Origin of the sequence: Tardiphaga sp. 215_C5_N2_1 (assembly GCF_052076055.1) — a bacterium.
GTDB lineage: Bacteria > Pseudomonadota > Alphaproteobacteria > Rhizobiales > Xanthobacteraceae > Tardiphaga > Tardiphaga robiniae.
This window is the reverse complement of sequence record NZ_CP197240.1, coordinates 4,115,064-4,140,369: the sequence shown is the minus strand read 5'-3', so window position 1 is coordinate 4,140,369 and position 25,306 is coordinate 4,115,064. Positions and strand designations below refer to the sequence as shown.

The following is a 25,306-nucleotide window of genomic DNA, read 5'->3' as shown; positions in this document are numbered from 1 at the left end:
GAGTCGCCGGCATATTTGCCGTCTGCGGGTGACGATTTGATTAAAGGTCACCGCGTCTATTTCGGTGCAATCCACAGTCGCAGCACGTAGCTGACGAGGGTCACACTGGCGACGCCGCCCAGCCACAGCGCAACAAACCACAACAGGCGCTGCATCAGCGGGCGCTTGTCTGAAGGGGCGGGTTTTTGCTGCGATGCAGGTGTCATCAGTGATAGCCCGCGCCGGCGCGAACTTTGCCGCGAAACACGTAATAGGCCCAGGCGGTGTAGCCGAGGATGATGGGAACCAGCACGGCGACACCATAGCTCATGAAATGCAGGCTGTTGTCGGGGGACGCGGCCTGCCAGATGGTGATGCTGCGCGGCACGATATAGGGCCACATGCTGATGCCCAATCCGGCATAGGACAATGCGAACAGCGCCAGCGACAGGAAGAACGGCCGGTAATCCTGTTTGGCCGCGAGGCTTCGCATCAAGAGCGCCGTGATGGCAGCAACCGCAATCGGCACCGGCGCCGTCAGGATGATGTTGGGCCAGGCGAACCAGCGCCGCGCATATTCGGCATCCAGAAATGGCGTCGCGATGCTGACGAGACCGATGGCGGCGAGCATGGCGAATAGCAGCCACCAGCTCAGCCGATAGGCCTGATCGCGCAACGCGCCTTCGGTCTTCAACACCAGCCAGGTGGCACCGAGCAGGCCGTAGCCGGCCATCAGTGCGAGGCCGGTCAGGACGCTGAACGGTGTCAGCCAGTCCCACCAGCCGCCGCCATAGTGGCGACCATTGACGACGATGCCTTGCAGGATCGCGCCGAGCGCCACGCCCTGCGCCAGTGTGGCCATCAGCGATCCGCCGGCGAAAGCGATGTCCCACAGATTGCGCTCGCGCGTGGTGCGCCAGCGGAATTCGAAAGCGACGCCGCGAAACACGAGGCCGAGCAGCATCACAATCATCGGCGTATAGAGCGCCGGCATCAGCACCGCATAGGCCAGCGGAAACGCTGCCATCAGCCCTCCGCCGCCGAGCACCAGCCAGGTCTCGTTGCCGTCCCAGACCGGGGCGACCGAGTTCATCATGACATCACGGTCTTCCTTCTTCGGGAACAGCGGAAACAGCATGCCGAGGCCGAGATCGAAGCCGTCCATCACGACATAGACGAACACGGCAAAGGCGATGATGAAGGCCCAGACGACCGCGATATCGATCATGACGCGTGCCCCGATGCGGTTGCACCCACAGCCGGGGTAATGCCCGCCGCACGACTCGGGACGTCGCCGGCCGGGCCTTGCTCATCATGATGGGGCGGCGCGGCCATGAGCCGGAGCAGATAGATCGTGCCCGCGGCGAAGACCAGGAAATAGACGATGGCGAAGGCGATCAGCGACGACGCAACGGCTGGCGCCGCCAGCGGCGAGACCGAGTCGCTGGTCCGCAGCAGGCCGAACACCGTGAACGGTTGCCGCCCCGTTTCGGTCGTCACCCAGCCGGCCAGCACGGCGATGAAGCCGGCCGGTCCCATCGCCAGCGCAAAGCTGTGAAGCAAACGCGACTCATAGAACTTGCCGCGGAAGCGCATGAAGAGGCTCAGCAGTCCCAGCCCCAGCATCAGGAATCCGATGCCGACCATGATGCGGAACGACCAGAAGGTCACCGGCACCGGCGGCCAGTTTTCGCGCGGAACAGTATCGAGCCCGGCCATCGGCGCATTGAGGTCGTGCTTCAGGATCAGCGATCCGAGCTTGGGGATCTCGATGGCGTAGTTCACTTTGCCTTCGGCCTGGCTCGGGATGCCGAACAGGATTAGCGGTGCGCCATGGGGATGGCTTTCGAAATGGCCTTCCATGGCCATGATCTTGGTTGGCTGGTGCTCGAGCGTGTTGAGGCCGTGCTGATCGCCGGCAAGAATCTGCAGCGGCGCGACCAGCGTGGCCATCCACATCGCCATGGAGAACATCACGCGCGGGCCGGGCAGGCGCGTATCCTTGAGGAGATGCCAGGCGCCGACAGCGCCCACCACGAAAGCCGTGGTGAGATAGGCTGCCAGCACCATATGCACGAGACGATAGGGGAAGGACGGATTGAAGATCACCTTCCACCAGTCGGCCGCAACGAACTGTCCGGCAGCGTTGATGCTGTAGCCGGCCGGCGTCTGCATCCAGGAATTCGCCGAGAGAATCCAGAACGCCGAAAACAACGTGCCGATCGCGACCATCAACGTAGCGAAGAAATGCAGCCTTGGACCGACGCGCTTGAGTCCGAACAGCATGACGCCGAGAAAACCTGCTTCGAGAAAGAAGGCGGTGAGGACTTCATAGGCCATCAGCGGGCCGATGATCGGTCCTGCCTTGTCGGAGAAGGCCGACCAGTTGGTACCGAACTGGTAGGACATCACGATGCCCGAGACCACGCCCATACCGAAGGCAACGGCGAAGATCTTGAGCCAGTAATTGAACAGGTTGAGGAAGACGTCGCGCCCGGTCCACAACCAGAGCGCTTCGAGCACGGCGAGATAGCTCGCTAGCCCGATCGAGAACGCGGGAAAGATGATGTGAAATGACATCGTGAACGCAAATTGCGCTCGGGCTAGTATGACAGGGTCAAAGCCTTCGAACATCTGCATCCGTCCATGTGTAGTCTGGACATGTTCTATCATGCAGAGCGCGCGGGCGAAACTGCGCGAGGTCTTTGTTAGTTGGCCGCCCGGATTCGGCAACGTCTTGAAAAGGCTGTCCATCTGCCCACATTGGCGTTCGCCGTTGGACTCGTAGACAATTTGTCCAATTTTGTCAGATGTATTGCGCAGGTCGATGCGGAAGTTCGTGCGTCCGCCGACGATGACAAAGCCGTAGCTCCAAACAGAATACGACCCGGAAGGGGGCATCCCGTCCGGGTCGCTGGAGGTGGGGAGGTTTACGCGAACTGACGTCTGGAACGTTGGAGCAAAAGGAACGCGGCAGATTACGCTGCGATACTGTCGATGCCGGCGGTCTTCAGGAGATCGGCGAGCTGCTTGCGGGCGTAGAACATGCGGGTCTTCACCGTCGACGCGGGGATACCGATCAGGCCGGCGACCTCTTCCACTGACTTCTCATGATAGTAGACGAGGTTGACGATCTCGCGATGCGCCGGCGACAGCTTGGCGACACAGGCGCGAAGAATGGCGCTGGTGCGGCTGCGATCAAGCGACGCCTCAGGTGTATCGGCCTGGTCGGCGATTTCCATGACATCGTCCTGGTCGATGTCTTCATATTTACGCTGGCGCAGCGCGGTCAGTGCCTTGAAGCGTGCGATCGACAACAGCCAGGTGGAGACCTGCGAGCGGCCTTCGAATTGGCTGGCGGTCCGCCACACGTCGAGGAATACCTGACTGACCAGATCTTCCGCCGCCGACGTGTCGCGCAGCATGCGGAGAACGAAGCGATAGACCCGCACATTGTGTCGGGCATAAAGCGTGTGCATCGCTGTGCGGTCGCCGCTGGCGATATTCTCCAGCAGCATCTCATCCGAGGTGGCGCGGGCCGTAATGATACCCTGCTGACCGGCGGCATTGAGGGCGATGACGTTCTGCATGACTAACTCCCGTAAGAGACCGCGTTGCGGCTTCGTTGGGAGGATTGTTAAGGAGCCCCGGTTTCAGGGCGTCTGCTTCAAAAGCGGAAAATGGTTTCATGGAACCGGAGAATTGTTTCATCGCAGGGTTTGCGACGAAACATTCAGAGGTGAAATGCGTGTAAATTGAATGAGATAGATTCCAAAAGGGGTGCTCAGGCCTTGTCGCCCACCGGGGAGAACAAATAGCCCCCGCCGCGAATTGTACGGATCACGGCGGGTTTCGTCGGATCGGGCTCGATCTTGCGGCGGATTCGCATGATCCGCAGGTCAACCGCCCGGTCGAAAGCCTCTGCATCGCGGGCATTGGCCAGTTCGAGCAGCCGTTCGCGCGAGAGCACGCGCTTCGGATTCGCGGCGAATACCTTGAGCAGGCCAAATTCAGAGGCTGTCAGCGGATGTTCGTTGCCTTCGTCGTCACGCAAGGCCTGCGCTTCCAGATCGAGCCATTTCGTGCCGAAGCGCACGAGATGGTCCTTGTTCTCCTTGGCAGGCGTTGCATCTGCTGCTGCGCCTTTCACCGGCGTGCTTCGGCGCAAGACCGAGCGGATGCGCGCCATCAATTCGCGGAGTTCGCAGGGCTTGGCGATGTAATCGTCGGCGCCGAGTTCGAGGCCGACGACACGGTCGATCGGGCTCGCGGTGGCAGTGAGCATGATCACCGGCACATTGATGCGGCTCTTGAGGTCGCGGATGATCGAGAGCCCGTCTTCCTCGGGCATGTTGAGGTCGAGCACCACGAGATCCGGCACCTTGGTCTCGATCTCGCTGCGCAGGCTCTTGCCGCCGTCGCACAGGGTCACGGCAAAGCCGTGCATCTTGAGATAGTCGCCCACCATCTCGCGGGCGGGTGCTTCGTCGTCGACGATGACGATATGCGGGCTCTGGCTCATGACAGGCCCTCACTGGTGGCTGGCAGCAGGATGGTGAAGGTGGCGCCCTGGCCGGGGCTATGTGCATTCACCTCGCCGCCATGCATGTCGATGATGCGTTTGACGATCGACAGGCCGAGGCCGGTTGAACTTTCACCACCGGTCGGCTTGGCTGAAAGCCGCTGGAAACGACCAAACAGGCGGTCGAGATCCTCCGGCGACAGGCCGGGACCTTCGTCGCTGATGCTGATGCGGACATAATCGGCATCGCCTGTGATGAGCAGCGCGATCTTGCCGCCGATCGGGCTGTATTTGATGGCGTTGCTGACGAGATTGTCGATCGCTTCGCGCATCCGGTCGGCATCGCACATGGTGAGATCGTGGTGATCCGGCGCCGAGACGGAGAGGTCCTGCTGCTTGTTCACCGCAGACGGCCGGTTCGCTTCAGCGACGTCCCGGACCAGCGTCGCCAGATCGACCGGCTCACGGCGGATGGTGATATCGAAGGCGTCCGCCATGGCGTCGGAGATCAGGTGATCGACCATCGAGGTCAGTCGCTTGGTGGCGTCACGAATGTGATCGACCTGCGCGGAGATGTTTTCCTTCGGCGATCCCGCGGATATCAGCTCGGTCAGCATCTCGGTGCGGCCGAGGATCACGCCGAGTGGATTCTTCAGGTCATGGGCGACGGTACCCAGAATCTCGTTCTTGAAGCCGTTGGCGCGCTGCAGCCGCAGCCACTGCGCGGAAAGCCGGCGATTGGCCTGCATCAGGGCGCGGGTACGCTGCGCCACGCGGTCTTCCAACTGCGTATTGGCCTCGTGCAGTTGCTGATAGAGGATCACGTTGTCGAAGGCGATCGACAGCCGGCTGCCGAAGATCTCAACCAGAGAACGATCTGTCTCCGACAATTGCCGCTCCGCCTGCAGCAGCACGACAACCTCACGGCCGCTGCCGGTGCGAATATAGAGCGCCGTCCGATGGTCGGCGAAGTCGTGCTTGCGGCGCTTGAAGGCATCTTCGACCATCTGGCGCAGGTCCGGATCGAGCGATTGTGCGGTGGCGGTACCCATGAAGCGGCTGTAGCAGCCTGATCCGGCGAGGACGGCATAGTCGTCGCCGACAACGCCGCCATCGCGCAGCACCAGAATGCCGGCGCAATCGACATTCAGCAGCGAGGCGATCTGCGTCAGCACGCCTTCGGCAAGCCGCTGCATCGACTTGAAATCATAGAGCGTCGAGGCGGCGTCGATGATGATTTCGAGGCCGCGCCGTGTCTGCACCATGCGTTCGAGTTGCTGATAGCTGCGCAGCGCGGCCGTCAGCGAGGTGAACAGCTTGTCGGCGGTCAGTTCGGTCTTCGCCTTGTAATCGTTGATGTCATAGTCGACGATGACGCGGCGCTCCGGCGCCTGGCCGGGCTGGCCGGTACGCAGGATGATGCGGACGGTTTCGTTGTGCAGCTCGTTGCGGATGAACTCGACCAGTTCGAGGCCGGCCGCATCCGTCTCCATGATGACGTCGAGCAGTACGGCTGCGATATCCGTATGCTCGCGCATCAGGGCCTGGCCTTCGGCAGCGGAATAGGCCGACAGGATTTCCAGCGACTGGCCGTTCAGGGTGTAATCGCTCAGCGCGAAGCGCGTGCCCTCATGCACGGCCTGGTCATCGTCGATGACCGCGATCTTCCATTTTCGGTTATTGGATTCTTCCGGGACATCACCGGAGTCTTCAATCAGGTAGAGGACATCGTCCTGGTCGGCCATTGCGTAGTCCCGTCAAATGATCCAGCGGCGCCAGTGGCGGCCCGCGGCATGATAATGCGAAATGTCGTGCCTTGTCCCAATCTTGACTCCAGCATCATCCGGCCACCCAGCTGCTGGGTCACCAGATTGTACACGATGTGGAGGCCGAGGCCGGTGCCGCCTTCGTTGCGGCGCGTGGTGAAAAACGGGTCGAAAGCCTGTCGCTGGACGTCCGGGCTCATGCCGGCGCCGTTGTCGGAGAAGCTGATCTCGATATCGTCGGTGCCGCGCGGCTTGGCGGTGATAGCGATGGCGCCGGGTTTGCCGTCCGGAAATGCGTGATTGGCCGCATTCAGGAACAGATTGGTCAGGATCTGGCCGTAGGACCCGGGATAGCCATCGATCATCAGCCCGTCCGGCACGTCGACCGTCAGTGTGATCGGAGCCTTCTTAAGGACGGGGCGCAGACTGGCGATGATCTGATCGGTGGCCTCGGACAGGCTGAACTGCCGCCGTTCGGCGTGGGAACGATCGACGGCGACCTGTTTGAAGGACTGAATAAGCTCGCCGGCGCGATGCAGGTTGGCGACCAGTTGCTGTGCCGCATCGCGTGACGTCTTGACGAATTCTTCCAGTTGCGAGCGCCGCAGCGGGGCATTGGAGCGCAGCTCGGCCTCGAACATTTCCGAGCGCCGCGCGAAGCTTGATGCCACGGTGAGGCTGATGCCGATCGGATTATTGACCTCGTGGGCCACGCCGGCGACCAGACCGCCAAGTGCGGCCAGCCGTTCGGCGTCAATCAAATTCTGCTGTGCGGCATTTAGTTCGAGCAAGGCGCTCTCGGCCTTCTCTTTCGATGCACGCAGCTCGTTCTCGGCTTCGCGCTTGGCGACGGCGTTCTCACGGAACACCTCGACTGCGCGGGCCATGGCGCCAACCTCGTCCTTGGCGGCCGTGCCTTGGACCTTGCGATCATAGTCGCCTGAGGTGATCGCCCGCATCGAGGCCATGATCTGCTGCAGCGGCAGGCGGATGCTTAGCGCGATGATGATGCCTGCGGTGATGATCAGCCCAAGAAAGGCCGCCGCGATGACCATGACATTGCGGGAGATCGCCGTCAGCGTACGGTCGAAAGTGGCCTGCGCGGACTGCTCGCGCTGGCGCATCTTGACGGACAGGCCATCGATCGCAGCAATCGTGTCGGCCTGGCTGGCATCGATCGAATTGCGCAGCAGGTCCGTGCGGCTGGAGAGTTGTTCGGACAGTTTTGCGAGCCCCTGGCGGAGGGCAACTGAGCGTCCCTTGAGCCGCTGCAACGCAATACGCTGCAGATCATTGTCGGCGAGGTCGGTCATGACCGGGATAGTACGCTCGATCGTCTCGGTGTTGCGGCGTGCATCTTCGGCCGAGGCGGATGCCAGCGACAGATAATAGGCGTTGGCGGCGACCAGCATCGCGGTGAATGCCTCACGCGACTTGCCGAGTGCCGGCCAGATCAGCGCGTCGCGCTGGCCGGTGGCGCCCTCGATGATGGAGTACAGTCCCGCCATGTCCTTGGCAGGCCCAAGCACCTGTTCTTCGTAGGTCTTGGCAATGGTGGTTTGAAGCGTCCGCAATTCACCGAAGCCGCTAAGGAAGCGCTCGGTGACGCGTTCTAGCTCGGCGACCGAGCCAGACAGCATGGGGTCGGTCGAGGCACGGGTATTCAGTGTCCCAAGCACAGCCTCGCGCAGCAGCAGGATTTCGGCGAACAGTTCGGGGCTGGGCTGATTGATATAACGATGGATCAGGTTCTGCAGCCGGCCGGTCTCGCTCTCGAGCAGGGCCAGAACCTGATCGGACTGCCGGACCTGGCGCACGTCGTCCCAGGCGGAGGACAACACCCGCGAGCCGCTCCAGATCAATCCCGCCAGGACGAGGACGACCGCCGAGTTCAGGGCTGCGATGGACAAAATGCGCCAGCGGATCGGAATCGCACGGACAGCCGCGACGAGGCCGGTCCGGCCTCGCGCCGCCAGCTCGTCCTGTCCTTCAGAAACTCCGTTGTGCGGGCTCGTCACCACAGGTGTGTCATTCGGCCTTGCGAAAGGTTCAATCGGTGAGACAGCCGTGCGTCGCAACCCGGCAATTCGTTTTTTCTAGTCTGAAAGAGTTTCGTTGAGGTTGCGAGACAGTTCAATGTAGCAAATACAGGCGGTGCTGGCTATTAACCCGCAACAACTGGTTGAACTGGCGCAGTCCCGATTGAACCGAACGCCGCGAAGTCGCAACAGAGTGCTGCGGCAGATCGTGTCCGGTGAACGCCACCGTGCGGGGCAATTTCGATCAAAACTATAATGGAATCATTATTTTATTGGGCGGCGGAAGCTTTGGCCTCCCAACAAGAATGATTAGCACAGCAGGCCGGCAGCCGACGGCGTTGTAAGGGCAGAATGAAATGAAGTTGAAGGCGGCGCTCGGATATCTCGCGCTCGTGGTGACAGTCAGCCAGACGGCGACGCCCGCACGCGCCACCGACATTCAGTGGTGGCATGCGATGTCCGGAGAACTCGGCCGGCACGTCGAAAAGCTGGCCGCGGATTTCAACGCCACACAGACGGGCTATCGCATCGTTCCGGTCTACAAGGGCAACTATACCGAAACCGTCACGGCGGCGATCTTTGCCTTCCGGTCCCGGAGCCAGCCGGCCATCGTCCAGGTCAACGAAATCGCGACGGCCACCATGATGGCCGCCAAAGGCGCAACCTATCCCGTCTACGAACTGATGCGCGACCAGGCGGAGGCGTTCAATCCGTCAGCCTATCTGCCAGCCATTACGGGCTACTACACTGACATGGCCGGCAACATGCTGTCCTTCCCGTTCAATGCGTCGACGCCGATCCTTTACTACAACAAGGATCTGTTCCGTGCCGCCGGGCTCAATCCGGACGAGCCGCCGCGGACATGGCCCGAACTCGGCGCCGCTGCCAAGCGATTGCGGACGGCAGGCGCGGTTTGCGGCTTCACCACGGCCTGGCCGTCATGGATCAATGTCGAGAACTTCTCGGCATTCCACAACATTCCGGTGGCGACCAAGTCCAACGGCCTTGGTGGATTGGACGCCGTGCTCACCTTCAACAATCCGCTGATGGTGAGGCATATTACGCAACTTGCCGAATGGCAGAAGACCAAGGTCTTCGACTACAGCGGCCGTGCGACAGCGGCTGAGCCACGCTTTCAGAAGAGCGAATGCGGGATTTTTCTGGGCTCGTCAGGCACCCGCGCCGACATTCTCGCCAATGCGAAATTCGAGGTCGGCTATGGCATGATGCCGTATTGGCCGGATGTCACGGCGGCGCCACAGAATTCGATCATCGGCGGCGCAACGCTCTGGGTGCTGCGCGATCGCCCGCGCGAAGAATATAAGGGCGTCGCGAAGTTCTTTGCGTTTCTTTCGCAGCCTGAAGTGCAGGCGACCTGGCATCAGAAGACGGGTTACCTGCCGATCACACGCGCCGCTTATGAACTCACGCGCCAGCAGGGTTTTTACGACCGCAACCCCGGCACCGTGAAATCCATCGAACAGATCACGCTCAAGGCGCCGACGGAAAATTCGAAGGGATTGCGCCTCGGCTCGTTCACGCTGATCCGCGACGCCATCGAGGATGAGTTGGAACAGGCCTTCAGCGGCAAGAAACCTGCGCAGGAGGCCCTCGATGCTGCAGCAGAGCGCGGCAACAAATTGCTGCGCCAGTTCGAACGCGCCAATCCCGTGCAGTGATATCTGCCCGGTCGCGGCGCATCATGATCTTCGTTAGTTGCTAACGAAGATCATATCTCAGTGGAACGTTGAACGCTTCCGTACCGCCGGTCTTCTCCGGCGGAAATGCCGGGAATGGTTGCGCGCGGCGAACCATGGCGAGTGTTTCGGCATCGAGCGCTTGATTTCCCGACGATCCCAGGAGGCGAGAAGACAGCACGTGACCGCTGCGATCGAGTGTAAAGGCGATCCTGACGACTGCCGTGCCTGACTGACCGGTGCGTGCACTCTGGGGAAATTGCTTGAAGCGCTGCAAGTGTGATTGAACGAGCTGATTGTAAGACGCTGACGCTGCCCTCGAGGCACCGGCGGCCGCCGCCGATGCCGCAGGCGCGATGCGTTCTGCGCGCGGTGCTGCAGTGGTCTGCGGCGCTGCCGGCGTATCGTTCGGCTTCTTCTTGACCTCGGCGCGTATCGGCTTCGGCTTGGGCTTTTCCGGTGCCGGCTTCGGCGGATCGGGAATGATCTTGGCGGGCTCGGGCGGGGGAGGCGTCGGCTCGGTCTTCTGCTCGGGCGGCGCTTCGACGACCGGCTTCTCCATCAATGGCGTCGGCGGGATCTGTTCTTCCACCTGCTTCTGCTGAACCGGTTCGGGCGTCGGCTCGGACGGCGCTTCCGCTTGCTGCATCTCGGGGCCGGGCGCGATATCCAGCGGCTGCGTTTGGGGCGCAGCGGTGGCCGGCGCCATGTCGATCATGATGGTGGGCATCGTAACGCCCGGCGGGTTTGGCTGATGGTACCACCAGATTCCTATGGCGATCAGGCCGGCATGGATCGCGACGATAGCGATCGCCGACCCGGTCCAGCGAAGACCGACGTTGTCGGTCGGCGCATGTAGCGCAAAGACGTTCATGGCGTGGAGGTTCGTCCGTCGAGGCCGACCAGCGCGATCTTGAGATAGCCTGCGTTGCGCAGCAGGTTCATCACTTCCATCAGATCGCCATAGCTCACGACCTTATCCGCGCGCAGGAAGATGCGCTCGTCCTTGTTATTCTTGGTCGCAGCATCCAGCGTGCCGCTCAGCGTATCGCGCGGGATGATGTCTTCGCCGACGGCGATCGTCAGGTCAGGCTTGACGGTGACGAAGACCGGCTTGTCAGGACGCGGTTGTGGTTCGACGGCGCTTGCCGGCAGGTCGACACCGAGATCGACCGTTGCAAGCGGCGCTGCCACCATGAAGATGATCAGCAGAACCAGCATCACGTCGATGAAAGGCGTCACATTGATTTCGTGGTTGACTTCGAGGTCGTCACCGCCGCCTGAGCGTCCACCTAATCTTGCAGCCATGGTCTATTCCGCCGCCCGCGAGATTGGCATGCCGCGACGGCCGTGATCGCGGCTCATCAGCAGCATGACCTGCGCGGAGGCATCGCCGAGCAGCGCACGGTAAGTCGTGATGTTACGAACGAGCTGGTTATAGATCACCACGGCCGGAATGGCTGCGACGAGACCAAGTGCTGTCGCGAGCAAGGCTTCGGCGATGCCCGGCGCGACGACGGCGAGGTTGGTGGTCTTGGTTTCCGAAATGCCGATGAAGGCGTTCATGATGCCCCAGACGGTTCCGAACAGGCCGACAAAGGGCGCAGTCGCACCAATCGTCGCGACGACGCCGATGCCGCGGGAGATCCGGCGCGACATTGCCTGTTCGACGCGCTCAAGCCGGAGTGCAATGCGCTCCTTAAAGCCGTCATCGAACAGTCCATGGGAGAGGGCAGTCTCGCGCACTGCCGAATGAATGAGTTGGGCCACGGGATCGCGGGCGTTGGCGCTGTCGCGCTCGACCTGGGCCAGCGTCGTGTCGCTTTCCAGTATATCGAGCCGCCGTTTGGCGGACCGTGTTTCGCGGTTGAGTTCGATGGTCTTTGCGAGCCAGACCGTCCAGGTCACTAGCGAGGCGATGGCCAGACCGATCATCACGGCCTTCACCACGATGTCGGCGTTCATGAACATGCCCCATGGGGACAGATTATGCGGCAGCAACGCTTCCGTGGTCGCGGCGACAGCAAACTGCGGAACCGCCGCCGTTCCGCTAACCGCCACCAATACAGTCGTGATGGGAGACCAGGATCTTGTCATAGGGGCTGCATTCCGTCGGTCGAAGTTTGCAATGGGAGATGATGGCGAAGAATAGCTTCGCATGTGAACGATGTCGCCCTCTGGAGGCCGAGTTGAGGCCCAAACTGGAGCGATTCCAAGGTCATTGGGCTCAAAATCTCATACTCGTGAAGAGCCGCACGCCGCGTCCGGGCTGCAACACCTCCGCCTTCTTGAAGGAGATGTGGTTGCGGACCTGTTCATCGAGCAGATTGTCTCCGGTGACGCCGAAGGTGATGTCGCGCAGGCCGCCGTCGACCTTCGCGAATGTGTGGGTATAGCTTACCTCGGCCTTCAGCAGATTGTAGCCGGCCGTCGACGTTTCATTGAGTGCAATATCGTTCTGTGTGAACGCGTGGAGCACGCCCAGGCGTGCATACCATTCGGCGCTGCGCCACCAGACGCCGCCGCCCACGCGCATCGGTGCGATGCGCGGAACATTGCTGCCATCGGCGAAGGTTGCGCGAACCACGTCGAATTGGGTGTCGATTCCGAGCATTCCGTCGCTGAGCGGAGTCACGTCGAGTTGTGCCATCAGCTCGGCGCCGCGGAAATTCGCATCGCGTTGGCCATAGGCCACTTGCAGCAGTGGGCCGGTCGCGCCGCAGCTTGCGAAAGTATCGGTGCAGAAGTTGCCGGTCACCTGCTTGAAGATGAAATCAAGATAGCGCGTGTAGTAGAGGCTGGCCTCGAAACGAAGCTGGCCGCTGCTGCGTTTCAGGCCGACTTCGACCGACTCTGCGGTTTCGATTTTCAGATCCGGATTGCCGATGACGAAAGTGCCGGATGCGCCGTCAGAGCCGCGCGAATAAAGCTCGGGCGCGGCAGGCGCGCGCTGTGCACGCTGTACGCTCAGATTGGCAACCATATCCCAGGGCAGTGATTTCAGCAGTCCGAAGCTGAAGCTCTTCGGGGTGAAATCGCGCGTCGCTGCTGTCTCGGAGAATGTGTCGGGTGGTGGCAGGAAATTGCTGGGGAAGATCGGCGCCATGCCGGAGACCGACAGGCTCTCGATACGGCCGGCCGCCTGGAATTTGAGTGTGTCCGAGAGCTGCAATTGCTCGAACACGAAGCCTGCGACTGTGTCCGTATTGGTGGGAGCGAGCAGCCCGCCGAGCAGGCCCGCGGTGCCGAGCTTGCGGTTGCTGGCCTGTACGCCCCAGCTTCCGGTCAATGCGCCGAGCGGTGTTGCGACCGCGGCGTGGTCCAGTTCGAAACGGCCTTCGATTTCCTTGTTGGTGATGGTGTTCTGCAGGCCATCGACACCATTGCTGCCGATGCCGAGCTCGCCATGCTTGTAGTCGCTGACGCCGAACGTATAGCGGATCGCGGCGATGCCGTCGGTGGGCGCGCGCCATTCGCCCTTGCTGGTCACCTTGGTCTGTTCGAGGTCGATGCGGGTTCTTGCAGCTGACTCGGCGATGCCGGGGATATGATACAGGCTAGTGATGTGCTGGATCGCGGTGCCGATATAGCCGCCATCGAAGATGTAGGAGCCGCCGACCGACTGGCCTTCCGAGCGCAGTCTCGTATTGGCCTGTACGCCGCCGCCGGGAATTCTGTAATCGCCGGCGCTGCGGCCGAAGGCATCGACGTGAATGGCGACATTGTTGCCTGACGCATCGATGCTGGCCGCGCCGTCGATGCTGCTATCCACCGAGGAGCCGCCACCCTTGATGCGCGCGCTGAAATTGTCCGGCACGAGATTTTCCGGAATGCGATTGTTGCTGGCATTGACGACGCCGCCGATGGCCTGATTGCCATAGCGCAGCGTTGCGGGACCGCGGATCACCTCGATCTTGTCGGCGGAGAGCGGATCGACCGGGACCTGATGATCCTGGCTGAAATCCGAGGCGTCCTGGCTGCCGATGCCGTTCTCCTGGATGCGGACGCGATAGTCGTCGAGGCCGCGGATATTCGGCCGGCTCGCGCCCGGCGCAAAGGTCGATGCGGCAACGCCCGGCTGGGTCGCTAGCAAGTCGGCGATGGAGGCGGAGGTGGTGCGTTGGAGGGCGTCGCCGGTCAGCAGGGTAGTGGACTGGAAGGCGTCAGCTTCCTTCTGCCGCTCGGCGCTGACCACGATTTCCGACAGCGTTTGCCCCTCCTGGGCCTTCGCCTCTCCAATCCAGATTGATGAGAGGCACGCCGCCCCCGTGATCGACGCCCACAACCTCAAACTCACGCCATTCCCCAAGGTTCTTGATCTGATGCAAATGCTAATGCGAATTATTCGCAATAAGAAGCGGGAGCCGATGTATGTCAAGCCAGAAACAGGCGATCAATGACCGAGCAACGCCTGCACATCAGTCTAAATTATGTGCATCTCAATATCTTTGTATGCAATACAGTCGGGTCTCTGGTTATGCCGGCCGCCGGGCTCGTTGCAAAATGCGAGATTTATCAGATGCCTAGGCGCGCATTAGGTGTTCGTTAAGCTCTGGCACGAAGTTTGCGATGTCTGTTCCCAAGCCGATCCACTCGCGCCCTTGGGGAGAGCCAGAATGAAGCGTCGTGATTTTCTGAAAACCGCCACAGGCGCCGCCGCTGGCGCCATGGTCTCCGGCCCGGCGATCTTTTCGTCCGCCAAGGCAGACGCCCGATCCGAAACCCTGCTGATCGTCTCCGAAAGCGGCCCCAACAACCTCGATATCCATGGCGTGGGCACCAATGTGCCCGGCTATGAAGTGTCCTGGAATTGCTACGACCGCCTGATCGGCCACGAGATGAAGGCCGGCCCCGGCGGCGTGCCCTATTACGACCGCGACAAGTTCAAGCCCGAACTCGCCGAGGACATGACCATCAGCGACATGTCGGCGACCTTCAAGCTGCGCAAGAACGCGAAGTTTCACGACGGCACGCCGGTCACGGCGAAGGACGTCAAGTGGTCGCTGGATCGTTCGGTCAGCGTCGGCGGTTTTCCGACCTTCCAGATGAGCGCCGGATCGCTGAAGAAGCCCGAGCAGTTCGTCGTTGTCGACGATCACACCGTGCGCGTCGATTTCGCCACCAAGGATCGCCTGACGATTCCGGATCTCGCGGTCATCGTGCCCTGCGTGATCAATTCCGAGCTGGTGAAGAAGAATGCCACCGAGAAGGATCCGTGGGGGCTCGAATACACCAAGATGCAGACGGCAGGTGGCGGAGCCTACAAGGTGACCAAGTGGACGGCAGGCACCGAAGTCATCCTCGAGCGCAATGATGATTGGGTCTCCGGCCCGATGCCGAAGATCAAGCGCGTGATCTGGCGCATGGTGCCGCAGGCCGGCAACCGGCGCGCGCTGCTCGAGCGCGGCGATGCCGACATGTCCTATGAACTGCCCTACAAGGATTTCCAGGAGATCAAGGCCAACGGCAAGCTTGACGTGGTGTCGCTGCCGTTCTCCAACGGCATCCAGTATATCGGCATGAATGTCACCAAGCCGCCCTTCGACAATCCGAAGGTGCGTCAGGCCGTGGCCTATGCGCTGCCCTATCAGAAGATCGTCGATGCCGTGCTGTTCGGTCTCGCCAATCCGATGTACGGCGCATCAGCCGACAAGCCCACCGAAGTCGCGTGGCCGCAGCCGCATAAATACAATACAGACATGGTAAAGGCGAAGGCGCTGCTGGCCGAGGCCGGCTATCCCAACGGCTTCGAGACCACGATCTCATTCGATCTCGGCTTTGCCGTCGTCAACGAGCCGCTGTGTGTGCTGGTGCAGGAAAGCCTCGGCCAGATCGGCATCAAGACGACCATCAACAAGATCCCCGGCGCCAATTGGCGCACCGAGCTGAACAAGAAGGAGATGCCGCTCTACACCAACGTATTCTCCGGCTGGCTCGATTACCCCGAATACTTCTTCTACTGGTGCTATCACGGCGACAATTCGGTGTTCAACACCATGAGCTACAAGTCGCCCGAGATGGACAAGTTCATCAACGGCGCGCGCACCGCCGCCGCAACCGGCGACAAGGCCGCCTATGATGCCGACGTGAAGGGTTTCGTCGATCTCGCTTTCACTGATGTGCCGCGCATCCCGCTCTATCAGCCCTATGTCAACGTGGCGATGCAGAAGAACATCTCGGGCTACCAATACTGGTTCCACCGTCGGCTCGACTATCGCGCGCTCGTGAAGGCGTGATGTGATGATCGCCGCGAAGCGCGGGCACTTTCTTCCCCTCTCCCCAACCCTCTCCCGCCTAGCGAAGCTTCGCTTCGCGTGGGGGAGAGGGAGCGCTGCGAGTTCGCGTTCGCATCCGTCGATGAACACGAGGTATGCATCATGCTCGCTTTGATCGGCAAACGACTGATGTTCGCGATCCCGAGTTTGATCGGGGTCGTGATCGTGACGTTCCTGCTGACGCGCGCGCTGCCCGGCGATCCCGCGGCTTATTTCGCGGGACCGTCGGCGGACAAGCAGGCGATCGAGGAGATCCGCAAGAAGCTCGGTCTCGACAAGCCGCTGATCGAGCAGTTCTTCCGCTATACGGCGGATCTGGCCAAGGGTGATTTCGGCAACTCGCTAACGACCGGCCAACCGGTGGCGACGGAGCTTCGCAATCGCCTGCCAGCCTCGGCGGAGCTGACGCTGCTGGGTCTGTTGGTCTCGGTCATGATCGCCATTCCGCTCGGCATTCTCGCCGCCACCCGGCCGGGCTCGTGGATCGATCAACTCTGCCGGGTGACGACGACGGCCGGCGTATCGCTGCCGGTGTTCTTCACCGGACTGGTGCTGGTCTATGTTTTCTATTTCAGGCTCGGCTGGTCGCCGGCGCCGCTCGGGCGACTGGATGTGTTCGCATCGACGCCGCCCAATGTGACCGGCTTCTATCTGATCGACAGTCTCATCGCACGTGACTGGGAGGCCTTCAGATCCGCCTTCAACCAATTGATCCTGCCGACGGCGACGCTGGCGATCTTTTCTCTGGCGCCGATCGCGCGCATGACTCGCGCATCCATGCTGGCGATCCTGTCCTCCGACTTCGTGCGCACGGCGCGCGCCAGCGGCCTGTCGCCCCGCGCGGTGATCGTCACCTATGCATTCCGCAACGCCATGCTGCCGGTGATCACGACGCTGTCGATGACCTTCTCGTTTCTGCTGGGCGCCAATGTGCTGGTCGAGAAGGTCTTTGCCTGGCCGGGCATCGGCTCTTATGCAGTGGAAGCGCTGATCTCGTCGGATTTCGCGCCGGTGCAGGGCTTCGTTCTGACGATGGCCGTCATGTATGTGCTGATCAATCTGATCATCGACATTCTCTACGGCGTGATTGATCCACGCGTGCGGCTGGAAGGGTGAGGGGGAAACCATGAGCGCTGTCACGCCTGTCGATTCCGAAACCGTTCCTGCGCCGAAGCCCGTGCCGGCAAAACGCACCTCCGGCTTCGCCGCGACGCTGCAGCACACGCGTTACATTCTTGGCGAAAACCGCGTCACGGCGTTTGCCTTCGGGCTGCTGGTGCTGATCGTGTTCGCAGCGCTGTTCGGTCCCTATGTCGTGCCTTACGACCCGCTCGCCAGCGACACCGCGCAGGCATTGAAGGCGCCATCTGCGGCGCACTGGTTCGGCACCGACCAGCTCGGCCGCGACATTTTCAGCCGCGTCATTGTCGCGACCCGGCTCGACTTCTTCATCGCGATTGCCTCGGTGGCGCTCGTCTTCGCTATGGGCGGCCTCGCCGGGATTGCCTCCGGCTATTTCGGCGGTTGGACCGATCGCATTGTCGGCCGCATCGCTGATACGATCATGGCGTTTCCGCTGTTCGTGCTGGCCATGGGTATCGTCGCAGCACTCGGTAACACCGTGCAGAACATCATCATTGCCACGGCCATTGTAAACTTCCCGCTCTATGCGCGCGTCGCGCGCGCCGAAGCCAACGTTCGCCGCGAAGCGGGCTTCGTGCAGGCGGCGCGGCTGTCGGGCAATAGCGAGATGCGCATCCTGCTGGTGCATATCCTGCCCAACATCATGCCGATCATGATCGTCCAGATGTCGCTGACCATGGGTTACGCGATTCTCAATGCCGCGGGGCTCTCTTTCATCGGTCTTGGTGTCCGCCCGCCGACCGCGGAATGGGGCATCATGGTCGCCGAAGGCGCGTCCTTCATGGTGTCCGGCGAATGGTGGATCGCACTATTTCCCGGTCTCGCGCTGATGATCGCGGTGTTCTGCTTCAACCTGCTGGGCGATGGTCTGCGCGACATCGTCGATCCGCAGCGACGCACCTGAGGGCCCGGACATGACCGCTCAACCGCTTCTCGACGTCAGCGATCTCACGGTCGAATTCGCCACACGGCGCGGCATCGTCAAGGCCGTGCAGCACGTCAATATTTCTGTGGCCAAGGGCGAGACGCTGGGCATCGTCGGCGAGTCCGGCTCGGGCAAGTCGGTGACGTCCTATGCGGTGATGCGCATTCTCGACCGCGCCGGCAAGATCGCCGAAGGCTCGGTGATGTTCTCCGGCGTCGACGTGAAGGCGGCGACCGAAAACCAGATGCGCGATCTGCGCGGCCGCGAAATCTCGATGATCTTCCAGAACCCGCGGGCGGCGCTCAACCCAATTCGCAAGGTCGGCGATCAGATCGAGGACGTGTTGCGCCAGCATGCGCAGGCCGGCAGCGCCGATCGTGCCGAGAAAGCCATCGAGGCGCTCGAGCAAGTCAAGATCGCACGCCCGCGCGAGCGTTATCACGCCTATCCGTTCGAACTCTCCGGCGGCATGTGCCAGCGCGTGGTCATCGCATTGGCGCTGGCCTGTAATCCGCAGCTCCTGATAGCTGACGAGCCGACCACCGGCCTCGATGTCACGACCCAGAAAGCCGTGATGGATCTGGTCGTCGAGCTCACCAAGAGCCGCGGCATGTCGACCATCCTGATCACTCATGATCTCGGCCTTGCCGCTGCCTATTGCGACCGTGTCGTGGTGATGGAAAAGGGCAGGGTGGTCGAGACGGCGCTGTCGGCCGATATCTTCGCCAATCCGAAGCACGCCTATACGAAGAAGCTGATGCAGGCGACGCCGCGGCTCGGTGTCTCGCTGCGTGATCTCCTGCCGGCCGAAGAACGCGCTGCAATGCCGGTGCAGCCGACGATTGCCGATAGCGCCGGCGCGCCCGCCGAGGCAAAGCCGCTGCTGGTGGTCGACAATCTCGTCAAGGAATATGCCCGTCAGGGTGCGACAGCCTCTCTGGCAAAACTGTTCTCGCGCAAGCCGCCAACCGAGCCCGATAAGTTCCGCGCAGTCGACGGGATCAGCTTTACCGTTGGTCATGGCGAGAGCGTCGGCCTTGTCGGCGAATCCGGCTGCGGCAAGTCGACGACGTCGATGATGGTGATGCGGCTGATCGACAAGACCTCGGGCCGTATCTCCTTCGATGGCGACGAGATCGGCGAGATGGCGCCGAATTCCTTTGCGCGGCTGCCGCTGCGCAAGAGCATCCAGATGGTGTTTCAGGATCCCACCGACAGCCTCAACCCGCGTTTCACGGCGGCGCGGGCCATTGCGGATCCGATCATGCAGCTTGGCGACATCAAGGGCTCTGATGCATTACGTGCAAAATGCGAGGACCTCGCGCGACAGGTGGGGCTGCCGCTCGAATTGCTCGATCGCTTTCCGCACCAGATGTCCGGCGGCCAGAAGGCGCGTGTCGGTATTGCCCGCGCCATCGCGCTGCAGCCGAAGTTGATCATCCTGGACGAGCCGACCGCCGCGCTCGACGTCTCCGTCCAGGCGGTGGTGCTGAACCTGTTGCAGGACCTGAAACAGTCGATGGGGATGAGCTATTTGTTTGTGTCGCACGATTTGAATGTGGTGCGTTTGCTGTGCGATCGTGTCATCGTGATGCGCACCGGGCGGATCGTCGAGCAGGGCCTGACAGAGACCGTGCTGGATGCGCCGCAAGATGCTTACACGAAGGAACTGTTGTCGGCGATCCCGCATCCGCCGTTGCCGGTTCATTGAGACGACAGATCGAGAGAGGGACCGTGGCCGAACCACTTGATGACTATATCGACGCCGTCGCAAAGGCGCTGGAATTGCCAATCGACGACGCGTGGAAGCCGTCCGTCCGTGCCAATCTCGCGGTGACGCTGAAAATGGCTAAAATGGTCGACGAGTTTTCGCTGCCAGATGAAATCGAACCGGCGAGCATCTATGCAGCTTGATCCCGTCATCACACCCGAAGGCGATTGGCGTCCGGCGTCCGACATCGCGCAGGCGGTTGCCGCGAAGAAGATCTCTGCGCTCGCTGTCACCGAAATAGCGCTCGCGCGGATCACACTGCACAATCCGGTCCTGAACGCATTCACCGATGTCACTGCCGATCGCGCGCGCGCGACGGCGAAGGCGCTGGATGCCGCGATTGCCGCCGGTCAAAGCGTTGGCCCGCTTGCGGGCGTGCCCTTCGCGGTGAAGAACCTGTTCGATGTCACCGGTCTGCCGACCCGCGCCGGATCGAAGATCAATCGCGATCGTCCGGCTTCAACCCGCGATGCGACGCTGGTCGAGCGCATGGAAGCCGCGGGCGCCGTCTTGGTCGGCGCGCTCAATATGGGCGAATACGCCTATGATTTTACGGGCGAGAATATTCACGACGGGTCGTCGCGGAATCCGCATGACGTGACCCGGATGACCGGCGGCTCATCGGGCGGTTCCGGCGGCGCAGTCGGCGGCAGTCTCGTGCCGATTGCCTTGGGGTCGGACACCAACGGTTCAATCCGCGTGCCGTCGTCGTTTTGCGGCATCTTCGGCTTGAAACCGACTTACGGCCGGTTGTCGCGCGCGCGCTCGTTTCCGTTTGTCGCGAGTTTCGATCATCTCGGCCCATTCGCACGATCGGTCGAGGACCTCGCGCTGTCCTACGACGCCATGCAGGGACCCGATGCCGAGGATGCCGCGTGTTCGACCCGCGCCATCGAGTCTGTGACGGCGCTGCTCGGACAGGATATCGGCTCTCTCCGCATCGCTGCGGCCGGCGGATACTTCCGCAAGAACCTGTTTCCGGAGGCCCAGGAGGCGGTTGCGCGTGTCACGAAGGCGCTCGGTGTTACACGCGATATCGAGCTGCCCGAGGTCGCCCGCGCGCGCTCGGCGGCCTATGTCATCTCGACCGTCGAGGGTGCATCGCTGCATCTGGATCGCCTGCGCACACGGCCGAATGACTTCGACCCGGCGGTGCGAGACCGCTTGCTGGCCGGCGCCATGGTGCCGGCGCCGCTGGTCGATCGCGCGCAGAAATTCCGTCGCTGGTACCGCGCCAAGGTGCTTGAACTGTTCAAGGACGTCGATGTGATCATCGCGCCGGCGACGCCTTGCATCGCGCCGAAACTGGGGCAGGCGACTTTCGTGCTCGACGGCGTAGAACTGCCCGTGCGCGCCAATATCGGCATCCACACCCAGCCGATTTCCTTCATCGGCTTGCCCGTCGTCGCCGTGCCGGTGCCGGTCGATCCGATGCCGGTCGGTGTGCAGATCATTGCGGCGCCGTGGCGGGAAGACATCGCGCTGCGCGTCGCCTATGCTTTGGAGCGGGCCGGCGTGGTTGCTGCGCCCCGCGCAAAAGGGTTCTGACATGGACATTGATCTGCCGGACGTCATCGCCGAAGTGGGCGCCGCTTTCGCACGTTATGAGAAGGCGCTGACGACCAATGACACCGCGGTGCTTGGCGAGCTGTTTCGCAACGATCCGCGGACGCTTCGCTATGGGATGGGCGAAAACCTTTACGGTTATGACGAGATCCAGGCCTTTCGCGGTGCACGCTCGCCGGTCGGATTGATGCGCCGCACTGCGCGCACGGTGATTTCCTCCTATGGCCGCGACACTGCGGTGGCCTCGACGCTATTTTATCGCGACACGGCTCCGGGTAAGGTCGGTCGACAGATGCAGACGTGGATCCGCTTTCCGGAAGGCTGGCGAATCGTGGCGGCGTCTGTCAGCCTGATCGACGAACCGCAGGGCGCCAAGGGATGAGTTTCGACGACATGCTGATCCAGCCGGGGAAGCCGCGCCGCAAGGCGGGCATCGCCGGGCCGGTCAGCCGGGTTGACCGAGCCGGCACACCCACCGGCAAGCTGACACGTGCTGAAGAGCTTCGTCTGCAACTCGCCGACGAGATCGTGCGCGGCGTACTGGCGCCCGGCACCTCGCTCGACGAAACCGATCTGGCGCAACGTTTCAATGTTTCGCGTACGCCGGTCCGCGAAGCGCTGCGTCAGCTCACGGCCAGCGGCCTCGTGGACTCGCGCGCGCATCGCGGCGCCGTCGTGGCGCAGCCATCCGTCGATCGCCTCACCGGGATGTTCGAGGCTATGGCGGAGCTCGAAGCGATATGTGCCGGTCTCGCCGCCGAACGGATGCCGGCCGTACAGCGTCACGCGCTGGAGGCCATCCACGAAGAGTTGCGGGTGCTGAGCTATGACGGCAATCCGGATCGCTTCCACGAAGTGAACGAGCGTTTTCACAACGCGATCTATGCCGGTTCGCAGAACGAATATATCGCCGAGATCACGCTCGCGACCCGGGTGCGCGTGCAACCGTTCCGGCGCGCGCAGTTTCGCAATCTCGGCCGTCTCGCCAAGTCGCAGGCCGAGCATGACCGCGTCGTCGTCGCCATCATGCGCGGCGATCGCAACGGCGCCGCCGCGGCGATGCGCGCCCATATCGAACTGGTGCGCGGCGAATACGAGCATTACGCCGTTTCGCTCTAGGTCCCAATTCCCCTGCATAAAATGGGAACCAACGCGTTCTTCGTGGGTTGTTTTACGGAGAATGTAACCCTCTGGCGCTGAATGACCCGTCACCGCAAGGTTTCGGGCTTTTCGCGTTGATGTCGATTTTTCGCTTGTCCATGGGGGTAGCAAACAAATGCTCAGGAGCAAGGCGGCATGGCTTATCTGAGCAGCGCGGATATCGCGGCTTCGCCGATGCCGAGCCAGACGTCAGCTTCCGACTCGGATCGTATCATCGAAACCGATATTCCCGCGCGTCTGGATGCGCTGCGCTGGAGTGGCTTTCACACACGGGTTGTTCTGGCGCTCGGTATTACATGGATACTCGACGGCCTTGAGGTGACCCTGGCGGGGGCGCTATCCGGCGCGCTGAAGGAAGATCCGGCGTTGAAGTTTTCGAACCTCGATGTCGGCTTTGCCAACAGCGCTTATCTTGCAGGCGCTGTGATCGGCGCGCTGGGCTTCGGCTGGCTGACGGACCGCATCGGTCGGAAGAAGCTGTTCTTCATTACGCTTGCGCTTTATCTCACGGCGACTGCCGCCACTGCGCTGTCATGGAATCTTGCCAGCTATGCCCTGTTTCGATTCCTGACGGGCGCCGGCATTGGCGGGGAATATACCGCGATCAATTCGACGATTCAGGAGCTTGTCCCGGCGCGTTATCGCGGCTGGACCGATCTGGTGATCAACGGCAGCTTCTGGCTGGGAGCGGCTATGGGCGCCGTTTGTGCCATTGTCCTGCTGGACCCCGCAGTGATTTCGCAAGCCTATGGCTGGCGGCTGGCCTATTTCACCGGTGCTATTCTGGGTCTCATCGTGCTGTTCATGCGGATGTGGATTCCGGAAAGCCCGCGATGGCTGATGATCCATGGTCAGCCGCAGCGCGCCGAAGAGATCGTGGCTGAGATCGAAATCTCCGCGCATCAGAAGGCCAAGCCGTCGGTTCTGGCCGCGCTGCCGAAGATCAGGCTGACGATGCGCGATCATACGCCGCTGAAGGAAGTCGCGCAGACACTGTTCGTGCTGTATCGGCAGCGGTCGCTGGTCGGACTCGTGCTGATGGCGTCGCAGGCGTTTTTCTACAACGCGATCTTCTTCACCTATGCGCTGGTACTGACGGATTTCTTCGGTATCCCGTCCAACCATGTCGGCTGGTATATCCTGCCGTTTGCCGCAGGCAATTTTCTTGGACCGCTGCTGCTCGGCCGGCTGTTCGATACACTCGGGCGTCGCGTCATGATTGCGGTGACCTACGGCATGTCGAGCATCTTGCTTGCGATCTCCGGCTATCTGTTCTCGATCGATGTGTTGAGTGCACAGACCCAGACCATCGCCTGGATGATCATCTTCTTCTTTGCGTCGCCGGCGGCGAGTGCGGCCTATCTCACCGTCAGTGAGACGTTCCCGATCGAGGTGCGCGCATTGGCGATCGCTGTCTTCTACGCGATCGGCACCGGGATCGGCGGCGTTGCCGGCCCGGCGCTGTTTGGCGTGCTGATCGATACCGGGTCGCGCAATAGCGTGTTTGCCGGCTACCTGTTTGGCGCTGTTCTGATGATCGTGGCTGCGATTGTCGGCTGGCGCTATGCCGTCGCGGCGGAACGCCAGCCGCTTGAATCAGTTGCACGGCCGCTGGCCGTGGTGGAGTAACTTAATGAACATGTCTCAGAAAATTATCGAAATTCATGTCGACGATGCGCCGCACTCCGAAGAGGTACTGTATCCGGGTGCGGAATTGCCGCGGCTTAGCGAATGTGCGCTGCTGCTCGATATCGACGGTACGCTGCTCGATCTGGCGCCGACGCCGCGTGAAGTATGGGTGCCGCCGGATCTGGCGACGTCCATGGGCAAGCTGCTGCAGCGCACGAATGGCGCTATGGCGCTCGTTTCGGGCCGCTCGATCAACGATATCGATCTGATCTTTGCGCCGATGCAGTTTCCTGCCGTCGGCGGTCATGGCGCCGAAATGCGATTGTCAGGCGACAATGAATCGGTAGCGTCAGGCGCGCCGCCGATGGACAAGGAATTAAAGCGTCGCCTTGCTGCCATTGCGAAGTTGAGCCCGGGCATTCTGCTCGAGGACAAGGGCTATGCGCTCGCGCTGCATTATCGCCTCGCGCCGCATGCGGAGAAGGCGATCTATGATGCGGTCTCCGCGATCCGTGCCGATCTGCCGAATGCGCCGATCGAAGTGCTGCCCGGCAAGGCTGTCTGCGAGATCAAGCCGGCTGGTGTGACCAAGGCGACGGGCGTGATCGAATTGATGACGCATGAGCCGTTCAGCGGGCGCCGTCCGATCTTCATCGGCGATGATGTCACCGATGAATCGGTATTTGCGATCATGCCCGGCATGAATGGTCTCGCATTCTCCGTCGGTCGCCGTGCGCAAGGCGTATCGGGTCACTTCGACGAGCCGCGCGATGTGCGCGCATGGCTCGCGCGCTTGCTGATCGACGATGCGGCGAAATCGAAGTGATTCAGCT

22 protein-coding genes are annotated in these 25,306 nt (G+C 61.7%); 11 read left to right on the top strand and 11 right to left on the bottom strand.

Features of this window, described 5'->3' with window-relative positions; genetic code table 11:
• Positions 1–56: 56 nt before the first annotated feature.
• The 7 genes from AB7828_RS19660 to AB7828_RS19630 form a co-directional block, all read right to left on the bottom strand.
• Entirely contained in the window at positions 57–206 is a 150-nt protein-coding gene (locus tag AB7828_RS19660) for a DUF2474 domain-containing protein (protein WP_309942049.1), read from the bottom strand.
• Positions 206–1,207 (bottom strand): cytochrome d ubiquinol oxidase subunit II, encoded by a 1,002-nt coding sequence (cydB, locus tag AB7828_RS19655; RefSeq protein ID WP_089263497.1) that lies wholly within the window; start codon positions 1,205–1,207, stop codon positions 206–208. The genes AB7828_RS19660 and cydB overlap by 1 nt, the downstream gene beginning before the upstream one ends.
• On the bottom strand, positions 1,204–2,613 hold the full coding sequence (locus AB7828_RS19650) for a cytochrome ubiquinol oxidase subunit I (RefSeq protein WP_439074354.1): 1,410 nt from the start codon (positions 2,611–2,613) through the stop codon (positions 1,204–1,206). Before AB7828_RS19650 ends, cydB begins: the two co-directional genes overlap by 4 nt.
• Positions 2,614–2,957: 344 nt before the next feature.
• Positions 2,958–3,569: a sigma-70 family RNA polymerase sigma factor gene (locus tag AB7828_RS19645; protein WP_093757615.1), complete on the bottom strand. Its 612-nt coding sequence runs from the start codon at positions 3,567–3,569 to the stop codon at positions 2,958–2,960.
• 194 nt (positions 3,570–3,763) lie between these two features.
• Positions 3,764–4,501 (bottom strand): response regulator, encoded by a 738-nt coding sequence (locus AB7828_RS19640; RefSeq protein WP_231078808.1) that lies wholly within the window; start codon positions 4,499–4,501, stop codon positions 3,764–3,766.
• Positions 4,498–6,246: an ATP-binding response regulator gene (locus tag AB7828_RS19635; protein ID WP_175369165.1), complete on the bottom strand. Its 1,749-nt coding sequence runs from the start codon at positions 6,244–6,246 to the stop codon at positions 4,498–4,500. Before AB7828_RS19635 ends, AB7828_RS19640 begins: the two co-directional genes overlap by 4 nt.
• Entirely contained in the window at positions 6,216–8,243 is a 2,028-nt protein-coding gene (locus AB7828_RS19630) for a sensor histidine kinase (RefSeq protein ID WP_231081267.1), read from the bottom strand. The genes AB7828_RS19635 and AB7828_RS19630 overlap by 31 nt, the downstream gene beginning before the upstream one ends.
• A 419-nt stretch (positions 8,244–8,662) precedes the next feature.
• Between AB7828_RS19630 and ugpB the strand changes: the two genes are divergently transcribed.
• Positions 8,663–9,985, top strand: coding sequence for a sn-glycerol-3-phosphate ABC transporter substrate-binding protein UgpB (gene ugpB, locus AB7828_RS19625; protein WP_441230955.1), 1,323 nt, complete (start codon positions 8,663–8,665; stop codon positions 9,983–9,985).
• A 40-nt stretch (positions 9,986–10,025) separates the two neighbouring features.
• On the opposite strand, the gene AB7828_RS19620 is transcribed toward ugpB, so the two are convergent.
• From AB7828_RS19620 to AB7828_RS19605, 4 genes are all read right to left on the bottom strand, one after another.
• Positions 10,026–10,877: an energy transducer TonB family protein gene (locus AB7828_RS19620; RefSeq protein ID WP_441230954.1), complete on the bottom strand. Its 852-nt coding sequence runs from the start codon at positions 10,875–10,877 to the stop codon at positions 10,026–10,028.
• Positions 10,874–11,311, bottom strand: coding sequence for a TonB system transport protein ExbD (gene exbD / locus AB7828_RS19615; protein WP_116659928.1), 438 nt, complete (start codon positions 11,309–11,311; stop codon positions 10,874–10,876). Before exbD ends, AB7828_RS19620 begins: the two co-directional genes overlap by 4 nt.
• Before the next feature lie 3 nt (positions 11,312–11,314).
• Positions 11,315–12,100 carry a tonB-system energizer ExbB gene (gene exbB, locus AB7828_RS19610; RefSeq protein WP_320445881.1) on the bottom strand — a complete coding sequence of 262 codons (786 nt, stop codon included), beginning with the start codon at positions 12,098–12,100 and terminating at the stop codon, positions 11,315–11,317.
• A gap of 130 nt (positions 12,101–12,230) precedes the next feature.
• A complete protein-coding gene (locus AB7828_RS19605) occupies positions 12,231–14,300 on the bottom strand; it encodes a TonB-dependent receptor (protein ID WP_441230953.1) in 2,070 nt (689 codons plus the stop codon).
• Positions 14,301–14,619: 319 nt separating this feature from the next.
• Here AB7828_RS19605 and AB7828_RS19600 point away from each other — a divergent pair, with 319 nt between their 5' ends.
• The 10 genes from AB7828_RS19600 (at position 14,620) to otsB (ending at position 25,299) form a co-directional block, all read left to right on the top strand.
• Positions 14,620–16,239 carry an ABC transporter substrate-binding protein gene (locus AB7828_RS19600; RefSeq protein WP_441230952.1) on the top strand — a complete coding sequence of 540 codons (1,620 nt, stop codon included), beginning with the start codon at positions 14,620–14,622 and terminating at the stop codon, positions 16,237–16,239.
• A gap of 141 nt (positions 16,240–16,380) precedes the next feature.
• Complete coding sequence (locus tag AB7828_RS19595; RefSeq protein ID WP_441230951.1) at positions 16,381–17,394, top strand: ABC transporter permease; 1,014 nt, start codon at positions 16,381–16,383, stop codon at positions 17,392–17,394.
• Between the two features lie 10 nt (positions 17,395–17,404).
• Positions 17,405–18,325, top strand: coding sequence for an ABC transporter permease (locus tag AB7828_RS19590; RefSeq protein ID WP_441230950.1), 921 nt, complete (start codon positions 17,405–17,407; stop codon positions 18,323–18,325).
• Between the two features lie 10 nt (positions 18,326–18,335).
• On the top strand, positions 18,336–20,057 hold the full coding sequence (locus AB7828_RS19585; RefSeq protein ID WP_441230949.1) for a dipeptide ABC transporter ATP-binding protein: 1,722 nt from the start codon (positions 18,336–18,338) through the stop codon (positions 20,055–20,057).
• A 23-nt stretch (positions 20,058–20,080) separates the two neighbouring features.
• Positions 20,081–20,260, top strand: coding sequence for a DUF4089 domain-containing protein (locus AB7828_RS19580; protein WP_441230948.1), 180 nt, complete (start codon positions 20,081–20,083; stop codon positions 20,258–20,260).
• Positions 20,250–21,665, top strand: a complete 1,416-nt coding sequence (locus AB7828_RS19575) for an AtzE family amidohydrolase (RefSeq protein WP_441230947.1) — start codon at positions 20,250–20,252, stop codon at positions 21,663–21,665. Before AB7828_RS19580 ends, AB7828_RS19575 begins: the two co-directional genes overlap by 11 nt.
• A 1-nt stretch (position 21,666) precedes the next feature.
• The gene (hpxZ, locus tag AB7828_RS19570) at positions 21,667–22,065 is read left to right on the top strand and encodes an oxalurate catabolism protein HpxZ (RefSeq protein ID WP_315839685.1); all 399 of its coding nucleotides are present in this window, start codon (positions 21,667–21,669) and stop codon (positions 22,063–22,065) included.
• Positions 22,066–22,076: 11 nt separating this feature from the next.
• Complete coding sequence (locus AB7828_RS19565) at positions 22,077–22,802, top strand: GntR family transcriptional regulator (protein ID WP_441232277.1); 726 nt, start codon at positions 22,077–22,079, stop codon at positions 22,800–22,802.
• A 216-nt stretch (positions 22,803–23,018) separates the two neighbouring features.
• Positions 23,019–24,473, top strand: a complete 1,455-nt coding sequence (locus AB7828_RS19560; RefSeq protein ID WP_441232276.1) for an MFS transporter — start codon at positions 23,019–23,021, stop codon at positions 24,471–24,473.
• Positions 24,474–24,483: 10 nt separating this feature from the next.
• Positions 24,484–25,299, top strand: a complete 816-nt coding sequence (otsB, locus tag AB7828_RS19555) for a trehalose-phosphatase (RefSeq protein WP_093758174.1) — start codon at positions 24,484–24,486, stop codon at positions 25,297–25,299.
• The last annotated feature ends 7 nt before the right edge of the window (positions 25,300–25,306 follow it).